The following is a 24884-nucleotide window of genomic DNA, read 5'->3' on the forward strand; positions in this document are numbered from 1 at the left end:
CCGGCAAAAGGAATTTGCCAGAACGCGAACTTAATCTGCACGATCATGACACGGGGCGATTGATCTGATAATCCGGGGTAAGTTTATCAGCTTGGTTAGAAAAACTTCTCAATGGATCCTATTCGTTTAGACAGCTTCGATGTATTCGTTGCTATCGTGCGCTGTGGCGGCTTCCGCGCAGCAGCACTCGAGCGGGGGATTTCCTCATCGGCGTTAAGCCAAACTATGAATGCTCTGGAAGAGGCTCTGGGTATTCGGCTCCTTAATCGAACAACGAGAAGCGTTTCTCCGACGGAGGCAGGACAGCGCCTTCTTGAGCGTCTGGCACCGGCGTTGAGCGACATCAGGCTCGCTATCGCAGAGGTCGACGAATTGCGTGACAGCCCGTCCGGGACTCTCAGGATCAACGCTCCCGCACCGGCCGTCGATCACTTTCTCTGCCCGCTCGTATTCGACTTTATGGAGGCCTATCGCGAGGTGAAGATCGAGATCATCAGCGATGCGGCCGTCATCGATATCGTGGAACAGGGTTTCGACGCCGGCGTCAGGTTCGGTAAGCAGCTGGCGCAGGACATGATTGCGCTGCCGCTTGGACCCGCGCTTCGTTATGCAATCGTAGCTTCACCGGATTACATCAACAGGTGCGGACAGCCGCAGACGCCGCACGAACTCGGTGGTCACGACTGTATAAGACGTCGTTTCCCCGGCGGCACGCTTGTCACATGGCGGTTTTCCGAAGGAAACGAAGAGATTGAGGTTATTCCGACGGGCCGCCTGACGGTCAGCTCTGCGCGCAACGAATTGCAAGCTGCACTGGCGGGCAGAGGCATCGCCCATGTCTTCGATGACTACGCCAAACCATATATCCAGAGCGGCCGGCTGGTGGAGCTTCTGTCCGACTGGAGCCCCACCTTGCCACACTGGTTCTTATACTACCCAAGCCGCCGCCTCCCGAGCGCCGCCATGCGTGCCTTCCTCGACTACATGCGGAGTTACGACTGGAAGGCGAAGGACGCCCTCGCCCCGTGGTGATTTGGCTAGCAGGTTGCGGAGAGGCAGATCGGAGCTTCTTCTAACTCCGGCGTTGTTCGGCCGCATCGAACTCTCTACGGGAGGCTTCGATGGATTGCCATGTGTCGCGGATCCAGTCGGTGAATCCGGCGAGCGGCTTGAGCATCGATTTTCCGCGGTCGGTCAATTCGTATTCCACCCGCGGCGGCAGTTCGGTGTAATAATGCCGCGCGACCAGTCCATCCCTCTCAAGATTGCGAAGAGTGAGCGTCAGCATACGCTGCGAGATATCGGGAATACCGCGTCGAAGGGCCCCGAACCGCATGGGCGCTTCGGGTGAAAGCGATAGCATCGAGACGACAAGAATCGTCCATTTGTCTCCCAGACGAGCCAGCACGCTGCCCGGGGCGCAAGGGGTCAGAACCGGCCCTCGGGGCGTTTCGATCACAGGTCGGCCGTTTATCTCGCGTGGCATTAAACCTCCGTCAGACATTTCCATTGGTTATCTTCGTGTGCCCGAGGACCAAAATTGTGCCGTCTTGCGCACATTTTCCAATTGTTCCACATGGTAACTGCATAAGTTACCAAGGAGAACTAACATGTCAAATACGCCGGAGTTTCTCGTGTTCGGAGCGACAGGCCAGCAAGGGGGAGCCGTGACACGGGCGCTGCGCGAAGCAGGCCGGGGAGTTCGCGCCTTCGTTCGTGACCCTTCTAGCGAAAGGGCAAAGTCGCTCGCCGCGGACGGCGTCAGCCTGGCGGTGGGTGACTTGTTCGATCGCGCATCTATCGATCACGCGATGACAGGAATCCGTGGCGTTTTCAGCGTGCAGACGAGCTCCCCGTCGGGATTGCTTACGGATGAACAGGAAGTTGAGCAGGGCAAGTCTGTCGCTGACAGCGCCGTGTCCAATGGCATTGCTCATCTTGTATACTCCTCGACCGGAGCTGCCGGGAAGGGCCACACCGGTATGGGTCATTTCGACAGCAAGTCTCGCATCGAGGACTACGTTCGCAGCTTGCCGATCGAAACGACGATCACCCGCCCCGCCAGCTTTATGGAGATGATGATGCTCCCGGGAATGGGTTTGAACACCGGCGTTTTCACCTACTTCATGCGGCCGGATCAGTCGATGCAGATGATAGCGCTCCATGACCTTGGTCGCATCAACGCGCAGATACTGTGCCAACCTGAAGTTTATGCCGGCCAAGTCATTGAGCTATCTGGACAGGACGTCACAGGAAAGGATCTGCAAGACGCCTTCTCGCATACCGCAGGACGTCCTATTCGCTACCAGCGGTTTTCCGAGGAATTGTTGAGCGAGAACGACTTTCTGAAACGGCTGACTGCTCTCGTAGACAACGGCGTGGTCGCGGGGATCGCAGACATCGCTGCCCTCGAACGCGAGTTCGGACCCATGCTGAGATTGGAACAGTGGCTTGCCGGTCCAGGAAAAACGTTGTTTGAAAACGCACTCAGCGCGGAACCATCAAGTATCGGACTGCGGTGACGTATGAAACAGCTGGAGGGGTCGATCCCTCCGGCTGCGAAAATTGCACGTGTCATGATTTGAGGGCTTGAAAGAACCAGTGCAGTTACGGCGGCCCCTGCCTTGGACATGGAACGACGATTGAAGAGCATGGTTATTTCCTCGGGTAGCTCAGCTTTGCTTTTGGTCATGTTCGAAGGGCGGACGGTCGCAAGATGGGGACCTTATGCAGAAGACCGCCTGCGGAGCCTCATTTGACGCGCTGCCATTCGATCCTGATTTCAGTGCCTTCCGGCCTGCGGAATTGCTCAGTCATGCGGTCGCCGTCAACGACCAGCCGCAGATCGTCACGTGTTCGCACACTGCCAACCCAGTTCGGAAATGTCGCCCCTTCGACACGGTTTCCGCTGAATTCTCCCTTCTCATCAACGGTGTAGGTTCCGAAAAAGCCGATACTGCGTGACATGGCCATGCGATTTTCATCATCCGTTCCCTCCCCGCGAGCATTGGAAGCAAACCGAGGAATGTCGGCGTCGGTAAGGACTTCAACGAAATGCATGTCGGGGTGAAGACGAGAAGACCGTTGGGTTTCTCTCCATAGGCAGAGATATTTTTTCCACCGGGATCAATCGTCGCCGACATCATCCGCCAAGTGCCTACGACCTGATTTTCCGCGGCAGTCTGCGCCAAGGCAAAAGACGAAATTCCGAGGGCAAAGGCCAATATAACCGGTCGAATGGACATGTTTTTTCCTTCCTGTTCATGAGGTCTTTTGTTTCCGCCGCTGCCAGGGTTCACGGATCCCGCCGGTCGGCGGAATGCGCCACTCCCCGTTGCGCCTCAAGGGCAGACAGGCGTGCGGAAAGCGCCTGTGAGATAGAGGAATAGGCCGTGCTACCCAGCGCCAGCCGCAATGGCGGCGTCTCGCTCTCGGCTGCTGATAGAATTGCGGCTACGGTGCGCGCGGCATCTCCCTTGATCTCGAAGCTGCCCTCAGTGATCGCTCGTCGGACGGCGCCGGCGGGGGTTTCATCGTAAACATCCATCGGTGTCGCGCGGACGAGATTGGCTCCGAAATTCGTGCCGGTCGGTCCAGGTTCGGCGATGATAAAGTCGATACCGAAAGGCGCCACTTCCTGTGCCACGGCCTCGACAAAGCCCTCGATGCCCCACTTGGTTGCATGATAGAGGCTGAAGCCTGGATAGGCGATCTGCCCTCCTTCGGACGAGATCTGGACGATCCGTCCCCCGCCTTGCATTCGAAGAAGGGGCAGTGCGGCACGGATCAGATGAAAGGATCCGGCAAGGTTGGTGGCGATCTGCCGATCGATCTCTTCATTCGTGAGCTCTTCCGCAGCACCGAACAGGCCATAGCCCGCGTTGCTGACGATCACGTCTATCCGGCCGTGCCGTTGGAATGCGTCTTTAACGGCCGAGGCGATGCTGCCCGGCTCGACGAGATCGAGGTGAACGATATCAAGACGATCGCGGTATTCCTGCGCAAGTTTCGTCAGTGCGCCGGCACGGCGGATCGTTGCGACCACATTGTTTCCCTGGTCGAGCAGCTGCTGCGTCATCTCGAGACCGAGCCCCGAGGAAGCCCCGGTGATGAACCATGTCTTTGGCATATGAACTCCTGTTTGTTCATCTCCAATGTAGACCAATAGGATTGGTGATATAATATCTTCAATTTGAGATGACCTGGTGAGGAAAAATAACGAATGATACGTCCCAGTCTGAACGATCTTGCCGCCTTCGCCGCGGTGGCCAATCACCAGAGCTTCCGCAGAGCGGCCGACGTCATGGGCGTTTCGCGTTCGGCTCTCAGCCACGCAATCATCGGACTGGAGGCAAAACTGGACGTGCGGCTCTTCAACCGGACGACACGGAGCGTGTCGCTGACCCAGGCCGGCGCTCGCCTGCTCGCGCGGCTCGACCCGGTTCTTCAGGATCTCGATCAGGCACTCGATACCCTCTCGGAGGAACGCGGCACCCCAAGCGGTTCTCTGCGAATCAATGCCAACAAGAGCGGTGCTCGCATCCTGCTCACCGACGTCGTGCCGCACTTTCTCGATCTCTATCCCGATGTCGAGCTTGATCTGGTGTCGGAAGGCCGGCTCGTCGATATCGTGGAGCAGGGTTTCGATGCCGGAATACGCCTGCTGGAAGCTGTTCCGAAAGACATGATCGCAGTGAAGTTCGGCGGCGACGTGCGTTTCATCGCAGTGGCAGCGCCGTCATACCTCGACGGTAAAGCAAGACCGCATACGCCTGACGACCTTTATATGCATCGCTGCATCCGCCAACGTCTGCCAAGCGGAAAGCGCTATCGCTGGGAGTTTTCCAAACGTGACGCCGAAGTCGTGATTGACGTGCCGGGCAATCTCACCCTCGATGACAATGACCTTCTCGTGCAGGCAGCGGCGGACGGGCGCGGTATCGCCTATGTGCCCGAACACTTCGCACGGCCGTTTCTGACATCCGGCCAGCTGGTGACGGTGCTTAATGACTGGTGCCCCGCGACACCGGGCCTGGCGCTCTATTACCCGAGCAGCCGGCACGTGCCGTCCCCATTACGCGCCTTCATCGACCTCCTGCGAGAGGTGGAAGGGACACGATGACGGGGCGATGGTGAATGGCTTGCGACCCTGTCAGATGGATGAGGAAGACCTGCGGCACCCATCACTTTTAGCCGTTTCGCATCGCCGATGCTCGCCTGGTATGTCAGGGCGTCGCTGGCTTGCGACGCAAGATCATGCCGCCATGGTGCAATGTGTTGGCATCGACGAAATCGCCGTCGGCAGTGAAGCCCGTGTCGTCCCAGTACTCGATATGCGTCCCATCGACTTCGTAGCGGCCCTCATAGGCTCGCTCACGCTGACCGCGGGCCTCGACATAACGTCCGCTCGGCAGAAGTTCATGGCGAACACGGTTGTCGTCGGTGACCCATATGCCAACGTAGGGATGGTTCGGCTGCAAGTTGGTCTCCTGTGCTTCTGCGGGTTGGATCGAAAGGGTGGCCGCTGTGATGAGTGCGGCAAATGGCTGTCGCATGGTCGGGCTCCGTTAAGCGTACTGTTCTCGGTATGGAGGCGATCGCGCATGTGCGCGGTGTCGGTTCGGCAGACACTCAGTTCTGCCGAAGCCGCAGCGTCGGTCATTCGATCTCGGCGGAGCAGATATCCAGCATGTGCAACCTTTATCGCATGGAAGAGAAGGACTGGGTCGCAAAATGGGCCCAGGACGCCGAAAGCCTGATCAACCTGATGCCGGCCTACCAGATGAACCCCGATCAGATGGGGACTGCCCTCCCCGCGCTTCGCGCTCGAGAAGGCGTCCAAAGCCAAGGCCGAGAAACTTGCAGCCAGGGGCAAGCCATTCGATCTGGAAGAACTGATCCGCATGGAGGCCGACCGCGGCACGACCAACGTGCGCAAGCTCAATTTTCCGCATTGGAAGCGGTGGTTCGGTGTCGAAAACAGATGCCTCGTCCCGGTCACCAGTTTCGCCGAGCCGGATCCGGCGAGCCAGGAGCAGGGCGGCAACGTGCCGAACGCCTGGTTTGCCCGTGACACAACCAAACCGCTGATGTTCTTTGCCGGCATCCATGTGCCGCAGTGGCAGAGTGTCCGAAAGGTCAGGGACGGCCTGACGACCGACGATCTCTATGGGTTTTTGACCACGGATCCCAACGACCTGGTGAAGCCAATCCATGGAAAGGCGATGCCGGTGCTGTTGCTGACGAGGGAAGAGACGGACACCTGGATGCGGGCGCCATGGGAAGAGGCCAAGGAACTGGTCCGCCCATTACCGAATGACGCGCTGATAGTCTCGTCACGCGAACCGTACGGATCCACGATCGTTTCGAAATCCGGAGAGCTGGCGGAACAGGGCAGTCTGCTTTGACGCCTGAATTCCGGGCTTGTATCGAAAACGAAAAAGCCTGCCGCGGGAGGAGGTGCGGCAGGCTTTTTCAAAGAATTGAACAACAGCTGGGAGGAGGAGTGGGGCGCCTGAAACACGAAGCTCTGCGGGAGGAGGTGCATTGCTTCGATGACTTCAAGATACCAGAGGCTGCCCCGATCGCGAGCGTTCAGATCGCAGGGCAGCCATGCGCATGCTTCAACGCAATATGAATCCTGTGCTTATTGTTCGGCCATTATCGTCGAGGCGCTGCTTTCTCCGTGCCGGGCTCGAAACCGAGAACGAATTCGATCACCTTGGCGGAGGACATTTCGCAGGGCTTCAGGATCGACCTCGATCCGGCCAATCGATAGAGGTTGAAGCTCACAATATCTGGTCCGCCAAGATCCTCGCCATAGAGCCAGGTCCGTTTGCCATCCTCCGACCGATTGACGGTCACGCCCCATGATCGATTACCAAAATATCCGTCAACACAGCAGTCTGGCAATTTCGCAAGCGCGTCTTCGAAAGTCGCCAGAACAGGGGGAGGTGTTTCTCTGCAGGAGGTCATGGTGCCAGGCATTCGTCGCAGATCCCGCAACCATCGTCATCCATGCTCGACGCCGGACGTAACTTTCGACAACACGGACAGGTCGTTGCATCCGACGCACACGATTCATCGCGGTCCGGCGGAAGAACTTCGATATAGAATTCCGACAGCGTATCGGTCGCACTTCGATCCATCGCGACGCTCCAGTTAGGGGTTTATATAGAGATGGTACGCGTCGAAGGCTGCACAAGCCGTCGGATCGCCGTCAGGACCATCCAACTCCAATAAAAGTGCCACGATCGAGCGGCCTTCTTGACGATCTTTTCCCAACCTTGTTCATTCGTGCAATGTTCAAAGCCGCAAACGCTGTGCAGATCAGAGTTTCCATCGACGAGATCCAGCCGGACGTCTGGCGCGTCTGGTCCTGCCGGTCCATTGGAACCTACAGCATCTGCATCTCGGAATTCAGGCCGCATTCAACTGGTGGAACTATCATCTCTATGAGTTCCGCATCGGTGGTCTGCGGTATGGCGACGTCGAGACCTGATGGAGGATGCGACCGATGAGGATCCTCGAGTCTTCGATCAGAGAGAGGTTCGCTTGTTGGACTTCGAGCAAGGTGCTGTCTTCAGCTACCACTATGATTTCGAGGATGGCTGGCGGCACACTGTCGCGGTTGAGGAGTTCCTGACGCTCGCTTCTACGCCCAAACAAGGAAGCTGCATCGCCGGCGAAAGGGCGCGACCTCCCGAAGACGTTGGTGGCGTATCCGGTTATGAGCGGTTCCTGGAGATCATCGCCGATCGGGAAGATCCCGAATATGCCGAAACTATTCTGTGGTGCGGTGGATACTTTGATTCGGAATGGTTCGACCTTTCGATCGTGGACAAAGATCTCCGCAATGCTCTGCGCTTCAACGTCAAACGGCGTCTATATCAACCCAAGCCGAAAGCCGTCCCGAAAAAATGAGTTGGGCGAGGGTTCCAGGTGGAACGCCTTGATGGGACGCAAACCTGAGACCATTGCCGTCAAGCGCCCATCCTATATGGTGGAAAAGCTGAAGCTTTTAACGTGCTCAATGAATGCCCGCAGCTTCGGATGAACCTGAGAACGCTGCGGATAGTAGAGATAAACCCCAGAGCTGGTTCCCATGTACCGGTCGAGGACGATTTCGAGCTTGCCGCTCTTCAGCTTGTCGCGAACCGCCTCTTCAGGGCTGTAGACCAACCCCATTCCGTCAACAGCCGCCTCGATGGCCAAGAGCACGTCATTCAGGATCAGCGGGCCTTTCACCTGGACCTCGAACTCTTTCCCGTTGCTCTCGAATTCCCAACGGTCATAAACGCGGCTGCCAGCTCCGGCGCAAACGCACGGATGCGCCAAAAGGTCTTTGGGATGCTTGGGACGCCCATGCTGTGCAAAGTATGATGGCGCACCTGCAACAACCCAGCGGACCGGGCCGAAGAGCTTGAGCGCCACGACGTCTTTCGCAAGAATGTCCGACACCCGGATCCCCGCATCGAACCCGCGCTCGAAAATGTTGGTCGCAGCGTTTTCGAAGAAGATCTCCACCGTCACGTCGGGATATTGCTCCAAGAAGCTCGCGACGACGGGCCTGAGAAAATTCGGATAAACGGTCTGCGGAACATTTAAACGGAGGCGCCCTGCTGGCTTGTCGGCCGCGCTTCCCGCGTCAGTCATCGCAGACAGGATCGCGTCCAGCGCCGGTCCTGCCTGTTGAAGAAACTTCTCGCCCGCCTCCGTAAGGCTTGTCGCTCGCGTCGTTCTGGTGAGCAGGGTGACGCCCAGGCGCCTCTCCAACTGCCGGATCATCTTGCTGATTGCAGGTGGCGAGATCCTGAGCGCTTCGGCGGCCGCCGTGAAATTGCGCTTCTCGGCGACGAGCGCGAACGCCACGAGCCCATCGAGCTGGTCCTTGTCCATTATGAACCCCTGGTTAATGTCGCATCAACCGGAATGCCATTTTTTGAAAGTGTGGGCCACTGTAATCTCCACCCAGTCAGCAAGTCCAGTGGCACAGGCCACTGTGTTTCGCAGGCTTGTTCCAACCGATTGGAGGCGCAGCATCATGACAAATCATAGAGACGATGAGATCGAAAGCGGCGGCCCCGAGATGCCGGGCCGTCGTAAACTATTCGCCGCGGGGCTGGGCATCGCTGCAGCATCACTGCTGCCCCTTTCCGCCTCGAGAGCTCAGACGGCAACACCGGGAACTGCGACCACGGGTTCAAGCACGAGCAGTGCGCAACGGCGCATGCTCGGTTCGCTGGAGGTTTCGGCTCTCGGGATGGGCTGCCAGAACTTCGCCGGGATGTATGGTCCTCCGACCAACAGGCAGGAGGCGGTCCGAATTATCCGGGCAGCGCAAGACCGCGGCGTAACCTTCTTCGACGTCGCTGAAGTCTATGGACCCTTCCTAGGCGAGGAGATCGTTGGTGAAGCGCTTTCGCCGATCCGCGACCGAGTAATTATCGCAACCAAGTTCGGATTCGAAATTACGCCCGACGGCCAAGACCGGGGGGTCAACAGCCGCCCGGACAATATCAAGCGGGTGACCGAGCAACAGCTTCGCCGGCTGAAGACCGACTACATCGATCTTCAGTACCAGCATCGCGTCGATCCCACCGTGCCCATCGAGGACGTGGCCGGGGCGGTGCAGGAGTTGATCCGCGAAGGCAAAGTTCGCCATTTCGGTCTCTCCGCTGCAGGCGAAGCGACCATTCGTCGGGCGCACAAAGTGCAGCCGGTTACGGCGGTGCAGAACGAATACTCCGTCTGGACCCGTGATCCGGAGTTGGAAGTCCTTGCGACCTGCGAGGAACTGGGCATCGGGTTCGTCCCGTGGAGCTCGCTCGGCATGGGCTATCTGACCGGAACCGTTACGCCGTTAATGGTGCATGGTCCTGCCGATCTGAGGGCAAACCTGCCGCGTTTCACCACCGAGGCCCGCCGCGCCAACTGGCCAGTGGTCGAATTGCTGCAGCGCGTAGGCGCCCGTCATCAAGCGACGTCCGGACAGGTAGCGCTGGCATGGCTGCTCGGCCGCAAGCCATGGATCGTGCCAATCCCAGGCCCCACGACGCAGGACCAGATGGATCAGAACATGGACGCGCTGCAGGTCCAATTGAACGCCGACGACATGAAGCAAATCGAGGATGGCTTTGCCCAGATCAAGGTGCAGGGCGCGCGGTTGAGCGAGCCCATGCTCGCGATGATCGATACCGGCGCCAAGCTTGGTACGAGCTCCAAGGGCGGAAGCGGCATGTCGCCGGTTCGGTAGAGAGGCCTCGGGAGCCGGTGGGCTGAATCTACCCGGTTTCCCACCGGCGGCGGCTGTACCGGGGGCCGCGACCTATGTGGTCAGCCAAATCTAGACCCGGCCCCCGGATCGATACAGCCCGACATCCGCGTGATGGTTATCGAGCCTGGTGCGGTGGCGACAGAGCTGTCCGACCACATCACCCACGATGAGAGCAAGAAGGCCGCTCAGGACCACCGCGATAACGTGGCGATGCCGGCGCGGGATATTGCCGAGGTGATCGCCTTCGCGCTCAGCCGGCCAAAGCGGATCACCCTCAATGAGATTCTCGTGCGTCCGACCGTTCAGGCGATGTGAGGGCACGTTAGCAGACTTCTGACCCGTCGGCCGAACAAGCAGCAACAGACGGGCTGCCAAAAAAGGAATACAAGATGAGTAACGTATGGTTTATCACCGGCGCAGGACGTGGCCTGGGTCTGGACATCGCCAAGGCGGCACTGGCAGCGGGTCACTCGATGTCCGGTTTGATATCGGCAAGCTTGCCGAAGCCAAGGTTCCTACCAGTCATGCTACAGCCCTCACGTTGGCGACGAGATCGACGAGTTCCTCAGCGAGCCGCAGGGCATTGTCCCTAGCAGCCGGCAGCCCGTTCACCTCGGATGGATCGAGCTCGGCCAGGTCGAGTTGGTGATAGAAGAGCGCCTTGTAGGCCGACCGTTCATACAGGTGACTGCGGAACGTTGGCACATCCCCCGCCATGAGCTGGCTGGTGATCTGCTTCTCGAGTTTGGTGGCGATCGCCGGGGACGTCCTCGTGAAGAGGATCCGGTACGGGATCGTTTTCTCGAACGCCTGCTCCTCCTCTTGAATGAGACGGATGGCTCGCGCTGCTAGCTCAGAGTCGGTCGGGCTGGCCTGAATGGGGATGACGACCAGGCGCCCTGGCGAGCGCTCGAGACATCAGCCGGCTGGCGGTGCCTTCGAGATCGACGAACACGAACTGGTATTTCCTGCGATACTCGTCAAGCTTGGCGGTGATGATGCTTTCGTTGATCGCGCCATCAACGATGACGGGGTTCTTCGAGGCTCCTCGCCTCCAGCCCCCGATCGGCCGGTTGGGGTCGCAGTCCAGAATGACGACGCTAGCGCCCTGCTGGGCCAGGGTGGTTGCGAGAACGAGTGTCGTCGTCGACTTCCCGGCCCCGCCCTTAGGGTTCGCAACGGTGATGACAGGCATGGTTCCGCCTCTGGTTCGTGATGCTGGAGCAGCATGATGTGCCGAGATACTTGCTTAACCTAAACATGCGTCCGCGTTAATGCGCGTCAATCATGACGCATTATCGGCGGTTTCAATCAGTTCGAGCGAGAAGGATTACGGATAACCACTCCGCCGCTCTCAGGCATAGGTTCCCGAGAGGCACGGATTCCGATCGCCCGCCTACAGCTTCGTAGACGTCCCGAAGCGCTTGCGGTAATGGCAAAGGCAGGAAGACAGTCGGAGAAAAGAATGCCTGAGCGGGATGCCATCGTCGTCGGCGCGGGGTTTACGGGCCTGAGCGCCGCGCTGGAGCTTGTCGGTGCGGGGCTCGACGTGCTGCTGCTCGAAGCGCGCGATCGGGTCGGCGGCAAGGTCGAGTCCGAGACGCTGTCGGACGGTACCCGCGTCGATACCGGCGGGCAGTTCTTCTGCCGGGACATGGCAGAGTTGATGGCGCTCATCCGCGAAAACGGCAAAGTGCCGGCCATGACCCACTACGACGGCGAGATGATCTACCGGCCGCCGGTTCCACCGCAGCAGGGTTTCGCACGCTGGCAGGGGGTCGATGCGCTGCGCGACCGGATGATCGCAACCGATCCGGACGACCCGGATCTCGCGAAACTGACGGTGGCCGACTGGGTGGCCCGGCAGGACGACGTGGCGGCCGACGTGAGGAAAAGTTTCCTGCGGCTGATCAAGGGCCTCTGGTGCCGCGCGCCGGAGGAAATCGCCTTCACCTGGCTTGCATCGAACGACCGGCGCATCACCAATACCTATTCGGAAATGGAAATGTTCCTGCCCGGCACGCTGCATGCACTGGCCGACCAGCTCGCGGCTAAGCTTGGCGACCGGCTGCGCCTTGGCGCCGCCGTGACGGGGATCGAGCATTCCGATACCGGCGTCACAGTCATCACCGGCAATGAACGGTTCCCGGCGAAACGCCTCGTCCTGGCGCTGCCGCCGGTGATGATCCGCCGGTTACCGTTTTTGCCAGCTCTTCCCGAACGGCTCCAGAAGGCGCTTTCCGCCTGGGCGCCCGGCCTTTCGATCAAGCTGCAGGCCAGCTACGACAAGCCCTTCTGGCGCGAGCGGGGGCTTTCCGGTGCCGTTATGTGGCACGAACCCCAGGGCCTTTATGCCTGCGACGCCAGCCATGACGACTATGCAGGCCTGATCATCTTCGTCGGCGGTCCGGAAGCGCAACAATGGCACGGGCGTCCGCGCGAGGAACTCACGGCCTTCATCCGCGAACAGCTCATCGCCGCCTTCGGCCCCGAAGGCGGCAATCCGCGCGACATCCATGTCCGCGACTGGGTCGATGATCCTTGGAGCGGCGGCGCCTATAGCGACGTCATCGTCGATCTCGACGCCCGTTATGCGGAAGAGATCATCAACGAAGGCGTGCCGCCGGTCCATTTCGCGTCGTCGGAACTGGCGCCGTCCTATCCGGGCTATGTCGAGGGCGCGATCGTGGCGGGCAAGGTGGCGGCGGCGCGCATCATCGCAGAAATCTCCTCAAAACCGGCAGAATGACCAAAAAGACGCAAGGCGAAGCCGCTGACAAAGCCGGGCCGCTGCCCGGCATGATCCGATAAAGTTGTCATGGCGGGCTATTTCCTGTCGACAATACGTGTGCAATTGTTCTCCAGCATTGGCTTGCAACGCAGACATGGGCAACGATGGCGAAGAACGAACCAGCAGAAACCGATATTCCCCGCACCCGCGGCTCCGGGACGCAGAGCGTCTACACGATCCTGCGCCGGGAAATCCTCGCCATGACCTTGGCCCCTGGCAGCCCGCTCGACGAGGTCCGGCTGTCGGAGCGCTTCGGCATGTCTCGCACCCCGATTCGCGAAGCATTGTTGCGGCTTTCCGCAGATGGCCTCGTCACGACCCTGCCGAACCGCAACACGATCGTCGCCACGATCGATTTCGCTTCGCTGCCTCCTTATTTCGATGCGCTGACGCTGATGTACCGCGTCACCACCCGCGGCGCCGCCATGCGTGCGACGCCGCAGGCTATGGGCGAGATCCGCAAGCGACAGGCGGAATTCGCCGCAGCGGTTGCAGCCCACGACGCCTTCGCGATGATCGAGGCGAACCGGGAATTCCATGTGGCGATCGCCGAACTTGCCGGCAATTCCTATTACACCACCTTCTTCGCCCGGCTGCTCGACGAGGGGCGCCGCATCCTGCGCCTCTATTATCGTACCTTCGATGATCGGCTGCCGCGCCAGTATGTCGACGAACACGAGGAGATGATCGCCGCGATCGAAGCGCGCGACGTCGAGCGCTCCGACAGACTCGCCATCAAGCATGCGGAACAGATCGTCCGGCAGATCCAGGACTATATCGCCCGCGATCTCGGCCAGCCGATCGATCTTGCCGTTTCCTGACCCACCCGCCTTCCGCATTCGTTTCACAGGACAGAAATCATGAATTCCACTTCGGTCGACGCCGTTGTCATCGGCTCGGGCATTATCGGCACGATGTCGGCGCAGTACCTGCTGGAAGACGGCCGTTCGGTGCTGATGATCGAGCGCGGCGAGGTTGCCCGAGGTGCGAGCAGCGGCAATGCCGGCATTCTCGCCTTTCCGGAAATCATCCCGATCGCCGCACCCGGCATGATGTGGAAGGCGCCGAAATGGCTGCTCGATCCGCTCGGGCCGCTGAGCCTGCCGCCTTCCTACGCGCTCAACATGGTGCCCTGGCTGTGGCGTCTCTGGCGGGCGAGCGCCCGGCCGGCCTATGAGCGCACGGTCGGCGTGCATGCCAGGATGATGCCCATGGCGCGCAGCGAAATGCTGCAAACCGTCGAACGCGCCGGCCTTCGGGCAATGGTGAAGCAGACCGGCACGCTCGACCTTTATGACAGCGAGGCGAGCCTCAGTACCGCATCTGACGACTGGCAGGCGAAGCGCAAGGCCGGGTTCGAATTCCAGAGGGTTGGCCGCGGCGAGATCGACTCCCTGCAGCCGGGCCTTGCGCCGCAGTTCCGGCACGGCGTCTTCACACCCTCCGGCTTGCAGGTCTCCGATCCGCTGGAATTCACCCAGGCTCTCTTCAGTAACACCATGTCCCGCGGCGCATCGCTCAGGATCGGTGAGGTCATCCGCATCGAGCCGATGACCGATGGCGCCCGGGTTATCCTGGCGGATGGCGCTCTCTTCGAGGCAAAGACCGTCGTACTTGCCGGCGGCGCCTGGTCAAAGAAGATCGTCACCGGCCTCGGCGACCACGCCCCGCTCGAAACCGAGCGCGGTTACAACACGACGCTGCCGCTGGGCGCCTTCCCGCTTCACCGCCAGCTCTATTTCAACGACCACGGCTTCGTCGTCACACCGCTCTCCTCCGGTATCCGCGTCGGGGGCGCGGTCGAACTCGGCGGGCTGACGCTCGCGCCGAACTACAAACGCTCGGAGGCGATGCTGAAAAAGGCAAAAAGCTTCCTGCCCGACCTGAAGACCGGGGGCGGCCGCCAGTGGATGGGTTTTCGTCCCTCCATGCCGGACTGCCTGCCCGTGATCAGTGCATCGACCGCCACGCCGGCGATCATCTATGCCTTCGGCCACGGGCATCTCGGCCTCACCCAATCGGCCGCGACCGGCCGGCTGGTGGCTGATATCGCCGCGCGCCGCAAGCCTGCCCTCGACATCGAACCCTACAGCATCAGCCGGTTTCGCTGACAGGATGCCACAGAACGTGGCCGCGGATTTGCATCGAATAACTCTGTCGACAAACTGACTACAAAGCGATATAACCGCGGTGAACCCGAAAGGAACCGGACATGGCCTGGTCGCACCCCGTCCCGAAGATCACCGACGACGAGCGGCGGCAGCGCCTTGCCCGGCTGCAGGCGTCGCTGAGCAAAAAGGGGCTGGGCGGCATTCTCCTGGGCGCCAGCGAAAGCCTGCGCTATTTCACCGGCCTCGTCTGGCACCAGAGCGAGCGCCCGCTCGGCGCACTGGTGACGCCGAATTCGGTCACCTACATCGTGCCGGGTTTCGAAAAGAGCCGGGTCGAGAGCCTGCCCCATCTGCCGGGCGAAATCGCCCCCTGGCAGGAGGATGAAGCGAGTGCCGCGCTGGTCGCCTCGCTTCTGCCTGCCAATGTAAAGCTTGCGCTCGATGACGCGCTGCCGCTGTTCGTCTATCACCAGCTCGCCATCGTCTTCGGCGCCGAGCGGCTTGTCGATGGCGGCCGGCTGATCCGCGATCTCAGGCTCCGTAAATCGAAGGCCGAGATCGACCTCATCCAGCATGCGATGAACCTGACGCTGGAAGTGCATCGCCGCGCCCATGCCTTCATCAAGCCGGGCGTGCTTGCCTCAGACGTGGTCCGCCATATCGACGAACAGCATCGCGCACTCGGCGCCATAGGCGGATCGAGTTTCTGCATCGTCTCCTTCGGGGTCGCGACCTCGCTTCCCCACGGCGCCGACGGCGAACAGACCTATGCCCCCGGCGACGTGGTGCTGGTCGATACCGGCTGCCGGCTCGACGGTTATCATTCCGATCTCACCCGCACCTATGTGCTGGAGGAGCCGACCAGGGAATTCGCGGCCGCCTGGGCGATCGAGCGCGAGGCGGAACAGGCCGTCTTCGAGGCCGCCCGCCTCGGCGCCACCTGCGGCAGCCTCGACGATGCGGCCCGCAAGGTGCTTGCCAGGCATGGGCTCGGTCCGGGCTACGTCCTTCCCGGTCTGCCGCATCGCGCCGGCCACGGGCTCGGCCTCGAAATCCACGAGGAGCCCTATATCGTTCGCGGCAACGCGACCGTGCTCGAACCGGGCATGTGTTTCTCCAACGAACCGATGATCGTTTTCCCGGATTGTTTCGGGATCCGCCTCGAAGACCATATCCACATGACCGAAACCGGGCCGCAATGGTTCACTCAACCGAGCAAAGGCCCGGTCGAACCCTTCGCGTGACAGATATCAGCGCGACCGCGCATAGTATGACCCATCAACCAGAGGAGTGCTTTCTATGACCACAGGCTGGAGCGGCGTTTTCCCCGCAGTGACGACACAATTCAACGAAGACTTCTCGATCGATCTGAAAGCGACGCAAGGCGTCCAGGACGCGCTCGTCAATGACGGCGTCAACGGCCTTATCGTCATGGGCACCTGCGGCGAGAACAACTCGCTCGACCCGGAAGAAAAGCGCACCATCCTCAAGGCCGCCGTCGAAATGGTGAACGGCCGCGTGCCGGTCGTGACCGGCGTCTCCGAATTCGACACCCGCCGCGCCGTCGCCTATGCCCGCGACGCCGAAAAGCTCGGCGCCGACGGCCTGATGCTGCTGCCGGCCATGGTCTATGTGCCGAAGCCGGAAGAACTGGTCGCCCATTTCAAGACAGTTGCCGCAGCCACCTCGCTGCCGATCATGCTCTACAACAACCCGCCGGCCTATCGCGTCAACATCGGCGCCGACGTGTTGCGCCAGCTCGAAGACGTGCCGAATATCAAGGCCGTCAAGGAAAGCGCGCCGGATCCGCGTCGCTTCACCGACCTGATCAACGCCTTCGGCGACCGTTTCGACATCTTCGCCGGCCTCGACGACGTGGCCCTCGAAGGCCTGATGCTCGGCGCCAAGGGCTGGGTTTCCGGTCTCACCAGCGCCTTCCCGCAGGAATCCGTCGCGCTCGTTGCCGCCGCCAATCGCGGCGACTGGATCGAAGCCCGCGCCATCTACCGCTGGTTCATGCCGTTGCTGCATCTCGATGCCGAGCACGACCTCGTCCAGTCGATCAAGCTCGCCGAGCAGATCATGGGCCGCGGTTCCGAGCGTGTCCGCATGCCGCGCATGCCGCTGACGGGTGCGCGCCGTGCGGAAGTGACGGCAATGGTGGAAAAGGCCGCAGCGACGCGGCCGACGCTTAGCAAGAAGGCTGCTTGAGGGCGCACTGCCCCCAATACTCCCTCATCCCTGTGCTTGTCACAGGGATCCAGCGCGCCCAAGTCCTTGGGCGCGAAAGACTCTTCAAGATCATGGATTCACTCACGGCGCGGACGCGCCGTGGCTGGATTCCTGTGACAAGCACAGGGATGAGGGTGGAGGGTATTATCGCTGCCCGCCAGGCTCGCCGCTCTGGTCCAACACCCGGCTGAGGCTGAGCGCAGCAATGGTGCAGATCGCACCGGAGATCAGATATCCGCCGATGAAGATGATGCCGAAACTGCTGGCGAGGCCGAGTGCCACCAGCGGCGCGAAGCCGGCACCGATCAGCCATGCGAGGTCGGAGGTGAGTGCCGCACCGGTATAACGGTAATATTGTCCGAAACGCGACGAGACGGCGCCTGAGGCCTGGCCGAAGGAAAGACCGAGGATCCCGAAGCCGATGATGATGAAGGCATCCTGCCCCTTGCCGCCGGCATTGAGCAGGAAGGGCGCCGAGAACGAGAAGATCGCGATGATCACCGCGCCGATCATCAGCTGGCTGCGGCGGCCGATGCGGTCGGCGATGAGGCCGGACAGGATGATGCCGATTATGCCAACGACGGCGCCGAGCACCTGCACGAACAGGAATTCCGCCGCCGACTGCCCGCCATAGAGCGTCACCCAGCTCAACGGGAAGATCGTCACCAGATGGAACATGGCGAAACTGGCAAGCGGCACGAAGGCGCCGAGCACGACGTCATGCGCATGCTTGCTCAGCATTTCGAAGATCGGCCGGGCCTGCAGCTCGTTGGCTTCGAGCGCCGAGCCGAATTCCTTGCTGGCAACGATGCGCAGGCGCGCGAACAGGGCCACGACGTTGATCGCAAACGCCACGAAGAACGGATAACGCCAACCCCAGGAAATGAAATCGGCTTCCGAGAGATTGGCGACGAAATAACCGAACAGGATGCTCGCCAGCGCAAAGCCGATCGGTGCGCCAAGCTGCGGGATCATCGCATACCAGCCGCGCCGGTTGGGCGGCGCATTGAGGTTCAAGAGCGAAGCGAGCCCGTCCCAGGCGCCACCGAGCGCAAAACCCTGTCCCATGCGGAACAGCGCCAGCAACGCCACCGCCCAGTAGCCGATCGCATCGTAACCCGGCAGGAAGGCGATCGAGGCCGTCGATCCGCCGAGCAGGAAGAGCGCGATCGTCAGCTTGGTGCCGCGCCCATAATTACGGTCTATCCACATGAACACGAACGACCCGACCGGCCGCGCCATGAAAGCGAGCGGGAAGATCGCGAACGACATCAGGGTTGCGGCAACCGGGGTCGGCGCAAACGGGAAGATCAGCTTTGGAAAGACGAGAACGGAGCCCAGCCCGTAAACGAAGAAGTCGAAGAATTCCGACATGCGGCCGATGATCACACCGAGCGCGATGCTGCCCGGCGAGATCGGCTTGTCGTCATGAATGCGACGGGCGTCCCTTTCGAGGCCGGACGATGTCGGGCCTGTTGACGCGGGATTGACGACCGTGGTCATGAATTCCTCCTGGCGATGGTTCGCCTCGCCCCCGAAATGTTGATCAACATGCTGCCGAGATCAAGGAACAAGGCTAAAAAAACCTGACAATTGCGGCGAGCCGCACCGTCTTCTCAATCACACCCTCTGGTCAGTCCGGTAGGTTGTCCTAGATTTCCGGTTGGCGGAGGCAAATGCCGAGTGTGCCGGTGGTGCCGCAAAACGGCGCCAAAGGCCATGCGGTTTTTTGCTGCACTGCGACAGATTGCTGCACTGCGACGAACCACCTCATTTCAGCCTGTACCGGAACAAGCCTATTCCGAACTGGACAAAACGCAAATTTGAGCTTGAGATGACCCCTCAGTTGAAAATCGTAGCCCGGTTGTTCGCTCTCCTGGTCCTTGTAGGCCTTTCCGGATGCAATCTGGTCGTTATGTCGCCCGCCGGCGATATCGCCAAACAGCAGGCCAACCTGATCATCGTCGCCACGGTGCTGATGCTGATCATCATCGTACCGGTGATCTTCCTTACGCTGTTTTTCGCCTGGCGCTATCGCGGCTCCAACACCAGCGCGCCCTATGATCCCGAATGGCACCATTCGACGGGGCTCGAAGTCATCATCTGGTCCGCACCGCTCGCCATCATCATCGCGCTCGGTGCCGTCACCTGGATCAGCACCCACAAGCTCGACCCCTACCGGCCGCTCGAACGGCTGGACGCCCAGCGTGCGGTCCCGGCGGAGACAAAGCCGCTCACGGTCGAGGTCGTGGCACTCGACTGGAAATGGCTGTTCTTCTACCCGGACTACGGCATTGCCACCGTCAACGAGATGGCGGCCCCGGTGGACGTGCCGATCAACTTCAGGATCACCGCCTCGTCGGTGATGAATTCCTTCTATGTGCCGGCACTGGCTGGAATGATCTATGCAATGCCCGGCATGGAGACGAAGCTGCACGCCGTCATCAACAAGCCCGGCGAATATGAAGGCCTCTCCTCGAACTACAGCGGCGACGGCTTTTCTCACATGCGCTTCAAGTTCCACGGCGTCGATCAGGCTGGTTTCGACCAGTGGGTCGCCCGCGTGAAGCAGAACGGCACGGCGCTCAACCGCGACGCCTATCTGAAGCTCGAGAAACCGAGCGTCAGGGAACCGGTGCGTTATTACACATCCGTCGAGGACGGGCTCTATCGCGCCGTGCTCAATATGTGCGCGACACCCGGCAAGATGTGCATGGACGAGATGATGCATATCGATATGGCGGGCGGTGCCGGCACCGAAAGCCACGATAACCGTGCCAGGCTGGAGCACGACAACCGCCATGCGGGCGAAGCGGTGCACGGCACGGCGGCCCCTGCCGCCACCTTCCCCGCCACCGGCAATCCGGCCCGCAGCCCGGAACCGGCGGAAGGCGTCAACAGTCAGCAGCCCCAGGGACAATCCGAAGGGCCGTCGATGAACCAAGGCGCGCACGGCGCGCCAGACATGCACGACGGCGCAGCACCGGCGCAGCTTAACAACGCCGCCCCGGCAAAGCCCTGAATGATATCCGGTAGAAACCCATGTTCGGCAACACCACGCTCACCCAATTCCTCTTCGGACGGCTTTCCCTGGAAGCCATTCCCTATCACGAACCGATCCTGGTAGTGACCTTCCTGGCGGTCGCAATCGGCGGCCTCGCCGTCCTGGGGCTGATCACCAAATACAAGCTCTGGGGCTATCTCTGGACCGAATGGTTCACGAGCGTCGATCACAAGAAGATCGGCATCATGTATATCGTGCTCGCCATCATCATGCTGCTGCGTGGTTTTGCCGATGCGATCATGATGCGCATCCAGCAGGCGATCGCCTTCAACGGAAGCGAGGGCTACCTCAACCCGCATCACTACGACCAGATCTTCACCGCCCATGGCGTGATCATGATCTTCTTCGTGGCGATGCCCTTCGTCACCGGTTTCATGAACTACGTGGTGCCGCTGCAGATCGGCGCGCGCGACGTCTCCTTCCCTTTCCTCAACAACTTCTCCTTCTGGATGACCACAGCCGGCGCCGTCATCATCATGATGTCGCTCTTCGTCGGCGAGTTCGCCCGCACCGGCTGGCTTGCCTATCCGCCGCTTTCGGGCGCGGACTACAGTCCGGGCGTCGGAGTGGACTACTACATTTGGGGCCTGCAGGTGGCGGGCGTCGGCACGACGCTATCGGGCATCAACCTGATCGCCACGATCGTGAAGATGCGCGCGCCGGGCATGACCTTCATGAAGATGCCGATCTTCACCTGGACCTCGCTCTGCACCAACGTTCTGATCGTCGCAACTTTCCCGATCCTGACCGCCACGCTCGCGCTGCTGTCGCTCGACCGCTATGTCGGAACGAACTTCTTCACCAACGACCTCGGCGGCAATCCGATGATGTACATCAACCTCATCTGGATCTGGGGACATCCGGAAGTCTACATCCTCGTCCTGCCGGCCTTCGGCATCTTTTCCGAAGTCGTCGCAACCTTCAGCGGCAAGCGCCTGTTCGGTTATGCCTCGATGGTCTACGCCACTTGCGTGATCATGATCCTCTCGTACATCGTCTGGCTCCACCACTTCTTCACGATGGGCGCAGGCGCGAGCGTGAACGCCTTCTTCGGCATCACGACGATGATCATTTCGATCCCCACAGGCGCCAAGATGTTCAACTGGCTCTTCACCATGTATCGCGGCCGTATCCGCTACGAGCTGCCGATGTACTGGACGATCGGCTTCATGGTGACCTTCGTCATCGGCGGCATGACCGGCGTCATGCTGGCCATCCCGCCGGCCGACTTCGTGCTGCACAACTCGCTCTTCCTGATCGCCCACTTCCACAACGTCATCATCGGCGGCGTGCTGTTCGGGCTCATGGCGGGCGTCGTCTACTGGTGGCCGAAGGCCTTCGGCTACAAGCTTGACAGGTTCTGGGGTCTCATCAGCTTCTGGTGCTGGCAGATCGGCTTCTTCGTCGCCTTCATGCCGCTCTACGTGCTCGGCCTGATGGGCGTCACCCGCCGCGTCAATCAGTTCGAGGATCCTTCCCTGCAGGTATGGTTCGTCATCGCCGCCATCGGCGCCGGGATCATTGCCTGCGGCATCGGAGCCTTCATCATCCAGCTCGTCGTTTCGTTCATGCGCCGCGAGCAGCTGCGCGAGACCTCCGGCGATCCGTGGGACGGGCGCACGCTGGAATGGTCGACCTCGTCGCCGCCACCGGACTACAACTTCGCCTTCACGCCCGTCGTGCATGATCATGACAGCTGGTACGACATGAAACTTCGCGGCTACGAACGCCCGCTCGGCGGCTTCAAGCCGATCCACATGCCGAAGAACACCGGCACCGGGATTATCCTGGCCGGCATCAGCATCGTCTTCGCCTTCGCGATGATCTGGTACATCTGGTGGCTGGCGGCCCTCTCCTTCATCGCGATGGTCGCCACGGCGATCGGCCATACCTTCAACTACAACCGGGATTTCCACATTCCCGCCGAAACCGTGACCGCAACAGAGGACGCGCGCTCGAAGCTGCTCGCGGAACGGACCTGAGATCATGAGCCAGACGCAAGCGCAAACCCACGGCACGGACAACGGCAAGCCGCAATTCTACGTCACCGAAGATCATCATCCGGAAGGCAGCACCATGCTCGGCTTCTGGCTCTACCTGATGAGCGACTGCCTGATCTTCGCGGTGCTTTTCGCCACCCACGGCGTGCTGGGCCGCAACTATGCGGCGGGTCCCTCGCCCGCCGACCTGTTCGACCTGCCGATCGTCGCCGTCAACACGGCAATGCTGCTTTTTTCGTCGATCACCTACGGCTTCGCCATGCTGCAGATGGAACGGGGTGCCAAGACCGAGACGCTGTTCTGGCTCGGTGTAACGGGTGTGTTCGGCGCGGCTTTCCTCGGCCTCGAGCTTTACGAGTTCAGCCACCTGATCCACGAGGGCGCCGGGCCGACCCGTTCGGCCTTCCTTTCCTCCTTCTTCACGCTGGTCGGCACCCACGGCCTGCACGTTACCTTCGGCATCATCTGGCTGATCACGCTGATGGTGCAGGTCGGCAAGCACGGCCTGATCCCCGAGAACAAGCGCCGCCTGATGTGCCTCTCGATGTTCTGGCATTTCCTCGACGTCGTCTGGATCGGCGTCTTCTCCTTCGTTTATCTCATGGGAGTCCTCGGATGAGTTCGAACGGCCAAACCCCGCACGCTCCGGCTCACGAAAGCGCCTCCCAGGCCCATCATGGCCACAGCAACGGCCACCAGGCGGGCCATGGCACGCTGAGAAGCTACCTGATCGGCTTCAGCCTATCGGTGATCCTGACGGCCATTCCGTTCTGGTTGGTGATGAGCGGCGCCATCGACAGCAAGCTGTTCACCGCCTTCCTCGTCATGGGGCTGGGTGTGATCCAGATCGTCGTGCATATGGTCTATTTCCTGCACATGAACCCGCGCTCGGAAGGCGGATGGACGATGATGGCGCTGCTATTTACCCTGGTTCTGGTCGGCATCACGCTTGCCGGGTCGCTCTGGGTCATGCACCATCTCAACACCAACATGATGCCGATGTCGCCGGAGATGATGAAGAACATGCCGTGACCCTTCGGGGGCAAGCTGGGAAGGGATAGACGCGTGGCTCTCGACCATCCTTTAACCGGAGAAACAGCGGATGCGGAGCCGGCACGCTCCCGGCTCGTCTTCGCGGGTGCGATGCTTTTCCTGGCGCTGACCTTTGTCGGGCTCGGCACCTGGCAGGTGCAGCGGCTCTTCTGGAAACTCGATCTGATCGCCCGCGTCGATGCCCGGGTCACCGCGACCCCGGCATCCGCCCCTTCATCGCCGGCCTGGCCTGCGATCAACGCCGAAAACGACGAATATCGCCGCGTCACCACCACCGGCTTCTTTCATCATGGCGAGGAAACGCTGGTTCAGGCCGTCACCGATCTCGGTCCCGGCTTCTGGGTTCTGACGCCGCTGGAACAGAAGGACGGAACCACCGTCCTCATCAACCGTGGCTTCGTCCCCGCCGACCGCCGCGATCCGGCAGCACGCGCGGACGGTGAGATCGAAGGCCCGGTGAAGATCACCGGGCTCATCCGCATCAGCGAGCCCGATGGCGCCTTCCTGCGCTCCAACGATCCCGCCAGCGGCCGCTGGTACTCCCGCGACGTGGCCGCGATCGCTGCAACAAAAGGCCTCGAAAAGTTGGCACCCTATTTCATCGATGCCGACGCCACGCCGATCCCAGGCGGCCTGCCGGTCGGCGGCTTGACGGTGATCCGGTTCCGCAACAGCCACCTCGTCTATGCCGTCACCTGGTACCTGCTGGCGGTGATGAGCGCCGGCGGAGCCTACGCGATCCAGCGAAAACGGCTGACCTGAACTCAGGCGCCGAAACTTGGGCGTGGATTTCCGTTGAATAGCAGGCCGGCAACCTGTTCATCGCGCGCCGAATTTCCCATAGTCGGGGAAACGGCATTCGCCAGCGCCGCGGGCGGCCGGCTTTAGAGCGGATCGATATATGCGCCAGTTTTTCAACTCGAAATACAAGATCATCCTGGCGGCGGCGCTGTTCATCCTGACATCGATCTTCATGTCGATTTCCGCGACCGGGCATGTCAGCGGCAATTACATCGCCATCGTCCTGATCGCGTTCCTGTTCACGATCCTGTCGCTCTATTCGACCGCCCGATCGCAACATGCGGAATACCTGATCATCGGCAGCCTGCTTCTATCGCTCTCGACATTGGTCGGGATCACCGAGGTGCTGACCAAGAAGATCTCCAACATGCAATACGGAATTTATTTCTTCGCCTTCCTCGGCTGCGTCGGGCTGCTTTCGCTCGGCCTGATCGCGCGATATCTCACAAGCGAGGGATGGAGCGTCAGTTCCGAAAAAACACGCGAAGCGCTGTCAGTCTGCGCTACGATCCTCGGTTTCGTGCTGGCGATCGCCTCGGCGTTTGTGCCGACCTGA

The 24884-nt window shown here is 60.7% G+C and carries 27 protein-coding genes and 1 pseudogene; 19 read left to right on the forward strand and 9 right to left on the reverse strand.

The genetic code is table 11. The features are described 5' to 3' along the window. Positions 1-111 precede the first annotated feature (111 nt). Positions 112-1032, forward strand: a complete 921-nt coding sequence (locus ABCW43_RS21000; RefSeq protein WP_345928017.1) for a LysR family transcriptional regulator — start codon at positions 112-114, stop codon at positions 1030-1032. A 40-nt stretch (positions 1033-1072) separates the two neighbouring features. Here ABCW43_RS21000 and ABCW43_RS21005 read toward each other — a convergent pair whose 3' ends face one another. Next, the gene (locus ABCW43_RS21005; RefSeq protein ID WP_345928195.1) at positions 1073-1486 is read right to left on the reverse strand and encodes a winged helix-turn-helix transcriptional regulator; all 414 of its coding nucleotides are present in this window, start codon (positions 1484-1486) and stop codon (positions 1073-1075) included. A gap of 124 nt (positions 1487-1610) precedes the next feature. Here ABCW43_RS21005 and ABCW43_RS21010 point away from each other — a divergent pair, with 124 nt between their 5' ends. Beyond that, a complete protein-coding gene (locus ABCW43_RS21010) occupies positions 1611-2522 on the forward strand; it encodes an NmrA/HSCARG family protein (protein ID WP_345928019.1) in 912 nt (303 codons plus the stop codon). 229 nt (positions 2523-2751) lie between these two features. Here ABCW43_RS21010 and ABCW43_RS21015 read toward each other — a convergent pair whose 3' ends face one another. Continuing rightward, complete coding sequence (locus ABCW43_RS21015; RefSeq protein WP_345928021.1) at positions 2752-3060, reverse strand: lipocalin-like domain-containing protein; 309 nt, start codon at positions 3058-3060, stop codon at positions 2752-2754. Between the two features lie 235 nt (positions 3061-3295). Then, positions 3296-4129, reverse strand: coding sequence for an SDR family oxidoreductase (locus ABCW43_RS21020; RefSeq protein ID WP_345928197.1), 834 nt, complete (start codon positions 4127-4129; stop codon positions 3296-3298). A gap of 93 nt (positions 4130-4222) precedes the next feature. Between ABCW43_RS21020 and ABCW43_RS21025 the strand changes: the two genes are divergently transcribed. Further along, positions 4223-5122, forward strand: a complete 900-nt coding sequence (locus ABCW43_RS21025) for a LysR family transcriptional regulator (protein ID WP_345928023.1) — start codon at positions 4223-4225, stop codon at positions 5120-5122. 103 nt (positions 5123-5225) lie between these two features. On the opposite strand, the gene ABCW43_RS21030 is transcribed toward ABCW43_RS21025, so the two are convergent. Beyond that, a complete protein-coding gene (locus tag ABCW43_RS21030; protein ID WP_345928025.1) occupies positions 5226-5555 on the reverse strand; it encodes an Atu4866 domain-containing protein in 330 nt (109 codons plus the stop codon). Positions 5556-5689: 134 nt separating this feature from the next. Between ABCW43_RS21030 and ABCW43_RS21035 the strand changes: the two are divergent. Beyond that, positions 5690-6407 (forward strand): annotated as a pseudogene (locus ABCW43_RS21035) (SOS response-associated peptidase family protein). A gap of 253 nt (positions 6408-6660) precedes the next feature. On the opposite strand, the gene ABCW43_RS21040 reads toward ABCW43_RS21035, so the two are convergent. Beyond that, complete coding sequence (locus ABCW43_RS21040; protein WP_345928027.1) at positions 6661-6987, reverse strand: hypothetical protein; 327 nt, start codon at positions 6985-6987, stop codon at positions 6661-6663. Positions 6988-7417: 430 nt separating this feature from the next. Here ABCW43_RS21040 and ABCW43_RS21045 point away from each other — a divergent pair, with 430 nt between their 5' ends. After that, positions 7418-7501 carry a hypothetical protein gene (locus ABCW43_RS21045; protein WP_345928198.1) on the forward strand — a complete coding sequence of 28 codons (84 nt, stop codon included), beginning with the start codon at positions 7418-7420 and terminating at the stop codon, positions 7499-7501. Further along, positions 7501-7923, forward strand: a complete 423-nt coding sequence (locus ABCW43_RS21050; protein WP_345928029.1) for a plasmid pRiA4b ORF-3 family protein — start codon at positions 7501-7503, stop codon at positions 7921-7923. Before ABCW43_RS21045 ends, ABCW43_RS21050 begins: the two co-directional genes overlap by 1 nt. A gap of 72 nt (positions 7924-7995) precedes the next feature. Here ABCW43_RS21050 and ABCW43_RS21055 read toward each other — a convergent pair whose 3' ends face one another. Continuing rightward, positions 7996-8898 carry a LysR family transcriptional regulator gene (locus tag ABCW43_RS21055; protein WP_345928031.1) on the reverse strand — a complete coding sequence of 301 codons (903 nt, stop codon included), beginning with the start codon at positions 8896-8898 and terminating at the stop codon, positions 7996-7998. A 331-nt stretch (positions 8899-9229) separates the two neighbouring features. Here ABCW43_RS21055 and ABCW43_RS21060 point away from each other — a divergent pair, with 331 nt between their 5' ends. Then, complete coding sequence (locus ABCW43_RS21060) at positions 9230-10255, forward strand: aldo/keto reductase (protein WP_345928200.1); 1026 nt, start codon at positions 9230-9232, stop codon at positions 10253-10255. Between the two features lie 129 nt (positions 10256-10384). Then, positions 10385-10591 (forward strand): SDR family oxidoreductase, encoded by a 207-nt coding sequence (locus ABCW43_RS21065; RefSeq protein WP_345928033.1) that lies wholly within the window; start codon positions 10385-10387, stop codon positions 10589-10591. A 207-nt stretch (positions 10592-10798) separates the two neighbouring features. Here the strand turns inward: ABCW43_RS21065 and ABCW43_RS21070 are convergent, their stop codons facing one another. Beyond that, positions 10799-10993 (reverse strand): hypothetical protein, encoded by a 195-nt coding sequence (locus ABCW43_RS21070; protein WP_345928206.1) that lies wholly within the window; start codon positions 10991-10993, stop codon positions 10799-10801. A gap of 136 nt (positions 10994-11129) precedes the next feature. After that, positions 11130-11471: an AAA family ATPase gene (locus ABCW43_RS21075; protein WP_345928035.1), complete on the reverse strand. Its 342-nt coding sequence runs from the start codon at positions 11469-11471 to the stop codon at positions 11130-11132. Positions 11472-11708: 237 nt separating this feature from the next. On the opposite strand from ABCW43_RS21075, the gene ABCW43_RS21080 reads away from it, so the two are divergent. The 5 genes from ABCW43_RS21080 (at position 11709) to ABCW43_RS21100 (ending at position 17389) form a co-directional block, all read left to right on the forward strand. Beyond that, the gene (locus tag ABCW43_RS21080; RefSeq protein WP_345928037.1) at positions 11709-13025 is read left to right on the forward strand and encodes a flavin monoamine oxidase family protein; all 1317 of its coding nucleotides are present in this window, start codon (positions 11709-11711) and stop codon (positions 13023-13025) included. Between the two features lie 146 nt (positions 13026-13171). Next, positions 13172-13888 (forward strand): GntR family transcriptional regulator, encoded by a 717-nt coding sequence (locus ABCW43_RS21085; RefSeq protein ID WP_345928039.1) that lies wholly within the window; start codon positions 13172-13174, stop codon positions 13886-13888. A gap of 39 nt (positions 13889-13927) precedes the next feature. Beyond that, positions 13928-15178 carry an NAD(P)/FAD-dependent oxidoreductase gene (locus tag ABCW43_RS21090; protein WP_345928041.1) on the forward strand — a complete coding sequence of 417 codons (1251 nt, stop codon included), beginning with the start codon at positions 13928-13930 and terminating at the stop codon, positions 15176-15178. Between the two features lie 101 nt (positions 15179-15279). Beyond that, positions 15280-16422 carry a M24 family metallopeptidase gene (locus ABCW43_RS21095; RefSeq protein WP_345928043.1) on the forward strand — a complete coding sequence of 381 codons (1143 nt, stop codon included), beginning with the start codon at positions 15280-15282 and terminating at the stop codon, positions 16420-16422. 55 nt (positions 16423-16477) lie between these two features. Further along, the gene (locus ABCW43_RS21100) at positions 16478-17389 is read left to right on the forward strand and encodes a dihydrodipicolinate synthase family protein (protein WP_345928045.1); all 912 of its coding nucleotides are present in this window, start codon (positions 16478-16480) and stop codon (positions 17387-17389) included. A 165-nt stretch (positions 17390-17554) separates the two neighbouring features. On the opposite strand, the gene ABCW43_RS21105 is transcribed toward ABCW43_RS21100, so the two are convergent. Continuing rightward, positions 17555-18913: an MFS transporter gene (locus ABCW43_RS21105; protein ID WP_345928047.1), complete on the reverse strand. Its 1359-nt coding sequence runs from the start codon at positions 18911-18913 to the stop codon at positions 17555-17557. A 331-nt stretch (positions 18914-19244) separates the two neighbouring features. On the opposite strand from ABCW43_RS21105, the gene cyoA reads away from it, so the two are divergent. The 6 genes from cyoA to ABCW43_RS21135 all read left to right on the forward strand — a co-directional run bounded on the left by cyoA (position 19245) and on the right by ABCW43_RS21135 (position 24884). After that, positions 19245-20432, forward strand: coding sequence for a ubiquinol oxidase subunit II (gene cyoA / locus ABCW43_RS21110; protein ID WP_345928049.1), 1188 nt, complete (start codon positions 19245-19247; stop codon positions 20430-20432). A 20-nt stretch (positions 20433-20452) separates the two neighbouring features. Beyond that, entirely contained in the window at positions 20453-22456 is a 2004-nt protein-coding gene (gene cyoB, locus ABCW43_RS21115; RefSeq protein ID WP_345928051.1) for a cytochrome o ubiquinol oxidase subunit I, read from the forward strand. 4 nt (positions 22457-22460) lie between these two features. After that, positions 22461-23093: a cytochrome o ubiquinol oxidase subunit III gene (gene cyoC, locus ABCW43_RS21120; protein ID WP_345928053.1), complete on the forward strand. Its 633-nt coding sequence runs from the start codon at positions 22461-22463 to the stop codon at positions 23091-23093. Further along, entirely contained in the window at positions 23090-23506 is a 417-nt protein-coding gene (gene cyoD, locus ABCW43_RS21125) for a cytochrome o ubiquinol oxidase subunit IV (RefSeq protein ID WP_345928055.1), read from the forward strand. Before cyoC ends, cyoD begins: the two co-directional genes overlap by 4 nt. A 33-nt stretch (positions 23507-23539) precedes the next feature. Next, a complete protein-coding gene (locus ABCW43_RS21130; RefSeq protein WP_445738984.1) occupies positions 23540-24289 on the forward strand; it encodes an SURF1 family protein in 750 nt (249 codons plus the stop codon). A 139-nt stretch (positions 24290-24428) separates the two neighbouring features. Beyond that, a complete protein-coding gene (locus ABCW43_RS21135; protein ID WP_345928056.1) occupies positions 24429-24884 on the forward strand; it encodes a hypothetical protein in 456 nt (151 codons plus the stop codon).

Origin of the sequence: Neorhizobium tunisiense, assembly GCF_039631515.1 — a bacterium.
GTDB lineage: Bacteria > Pseudomonadota > Alphaproteobacteria > Rhizobiales > Rhizobiaceae > Neorhizobium.

Bases quoted from the DNA above. Each gene is read 5' to 3' on its own strand.
- ABCW43_RS21000 (WP_345928017.1), top strand. From the start codon at position 112: ATGGATCCTATTCGTTTAGACAGCTTCGATGTATTCGTTGCTATCGTG.
- ABCW43_RS21005 (WP_345928195.1), bottom strand. From the start codon at position 1,486: ATGCCACGCGAGATAAACGGCCGACCTGTGATCGAAACGCCCCGAGGG.
- ABCW43_RS21010 (WP_345928019.1), top strand. From the start codon at position 1,611: ATGTCAAATACGCCGGAGTTTCTCGTGTTCGGAGCGACAGGCCAGCAA.
- ABCW43_RS21015 (WP_345928021.1), bottom strand. From the start codon at position 3,060: ATGCATTTCGTTGAAGTCCTTACCGACGCCGACATTCCTCGGTTTGCT.
- ABCW43_RS21020 (WP_345928197.1), bottom strand. From the start codon at position 4,129: ATGCCAAAGACATGGTTCATCACCGGGGCTTCCTCGGGGCTCGGTCTC.
- ABCW43_RS21025 (WP_345928023.1), top strand. From the start codon at position 4,223: ATGATACGTCCCAGTCTGAACGATCTTGCCGCCTTCGCCGCGGTGGCC.
- ABCW43_RS21030 (WP_345928025.1), bottom strand. From the start codon at position 5,555: ATGCGACAGCCATTTGCCGCACTCATCACAGCGGCCACCCTTTCGATC.
- ABCW43_RS21040 (WP_345928027.1), bottom strand. From the start codon at position 6,987: ATGCCTGGCACCATGACCTCCTGCAGAGAAACACCTCCCCCTGTTCTG.
- ABCW43_RS21050 (WP_345928029.1), top strand. From the start codon at position 7,501: ATGGAGGATGCGACCGATGAGGATCCTCGAGTCTTCGATCAGAGAGAG.
- ABCW43_RS21055 (WP_345928031.1), bottom strand. From the start codon at position 8,898: ATGGACAAGGACCAGCTCGATGGGCTCGTGGCGTTCGCGCTCGTCGCC.
- ABCW43_RS21060 (WP_345928200.1), top strand. From the start codon at position 9,230: ATGCTCGGTTCGCTGGAGGTTTCGGCTCTCGGGATGGGCTGCCAGAAC.
- ABCW43_RS21070 (WP_345928206.1), bottom strand. From the start codon at position 10,993: ATGGCGGGGGATGTGCCAACGTTCCGCAGTCACCTGTATGAACGGTCG.
- ABCW43_RS21075 (WP_345928035.1), bottom strand. From the start codon at position 11,471: ATGCCTGTCATCACCGTTGCGAACCCTAAGGGCGGGGCCGGGAAGTCG.
- ABCW43_RS21080 (WP_345928037.1), top strand. From the start codon at position 11,709: ATGGCAAAGGCAGGAAGACAGTCGGAGAAAAGAATGCCTGAGCGGGAT.
- ABCW43_RS21085 (WP_345928039.1), top strand. From the start codon at position 13,172: ATGGCGAAGAACGAACCAGCAGAAACCGATATTCCCCGCACCCGCGGC.
- ABCW43_RS21090 (WP_345928041.1), top strand. From the start codon at position 13,928: ATGAATTCCACTTCGGTCGACGCCGTTGTCATCGGCTCGGGCATTATC.
- ABCW43_RS21095 (WP_345928043.1), top strand. From the start codon at position 15,280: ATGGCCTGGTCGCACCCCGTCCCGAAGATCACCGACGACGAGCGGCGG.
- ABCW43_RS21100 (WP_345928045.1), top strand. From the start codon at position 16,478: ATGACCACAGGCTGGAGCGGCGTTTTCCCCGCAGTGACGACACAATTC.
- ABCW43_RS21105 (WP_345928047.1), bottom strand. From the start codon at position 18,913: ATGACCACGGTCGTCAATCCCGCGTCAACAGGCCCGACATCGTCCGGC.
- cyoA (WP_345928049.1), top strand. From the start codon at position 19,245: ATGACCCCTCAGTTGAAAATCGTAGCCCGGTTGTTCGCTCTCCTGGTC.
- cyoB (WP_345928051.1), top strand. From the start codon at position 20,453: ATGTTCGGCAACACCACGCTCACCCAATTCCTCTTCGGACGGCTTTCC.
- cyoC (WP_345928053.1), top strand. From the start codon at position 22,461: ATGAGCCAGACGCAAGCGCAAACCCACGGCACGGACAACGGCAAGCCG.
- cyoD (WP_345928055.1), top strand. From the start codon at position 23,090: ATGAGTTCGAACGGCCAAACCCCGCACGCTCCGGCTCACGAAAGCGCC.
- ABCW43_RS21135 (WP_345928056.1), top strand. From the start codon at position 24,429: ATGCGCCAGTTTTTCAACTCGAAATACAAGATCATCCTGGCGGCGGCG.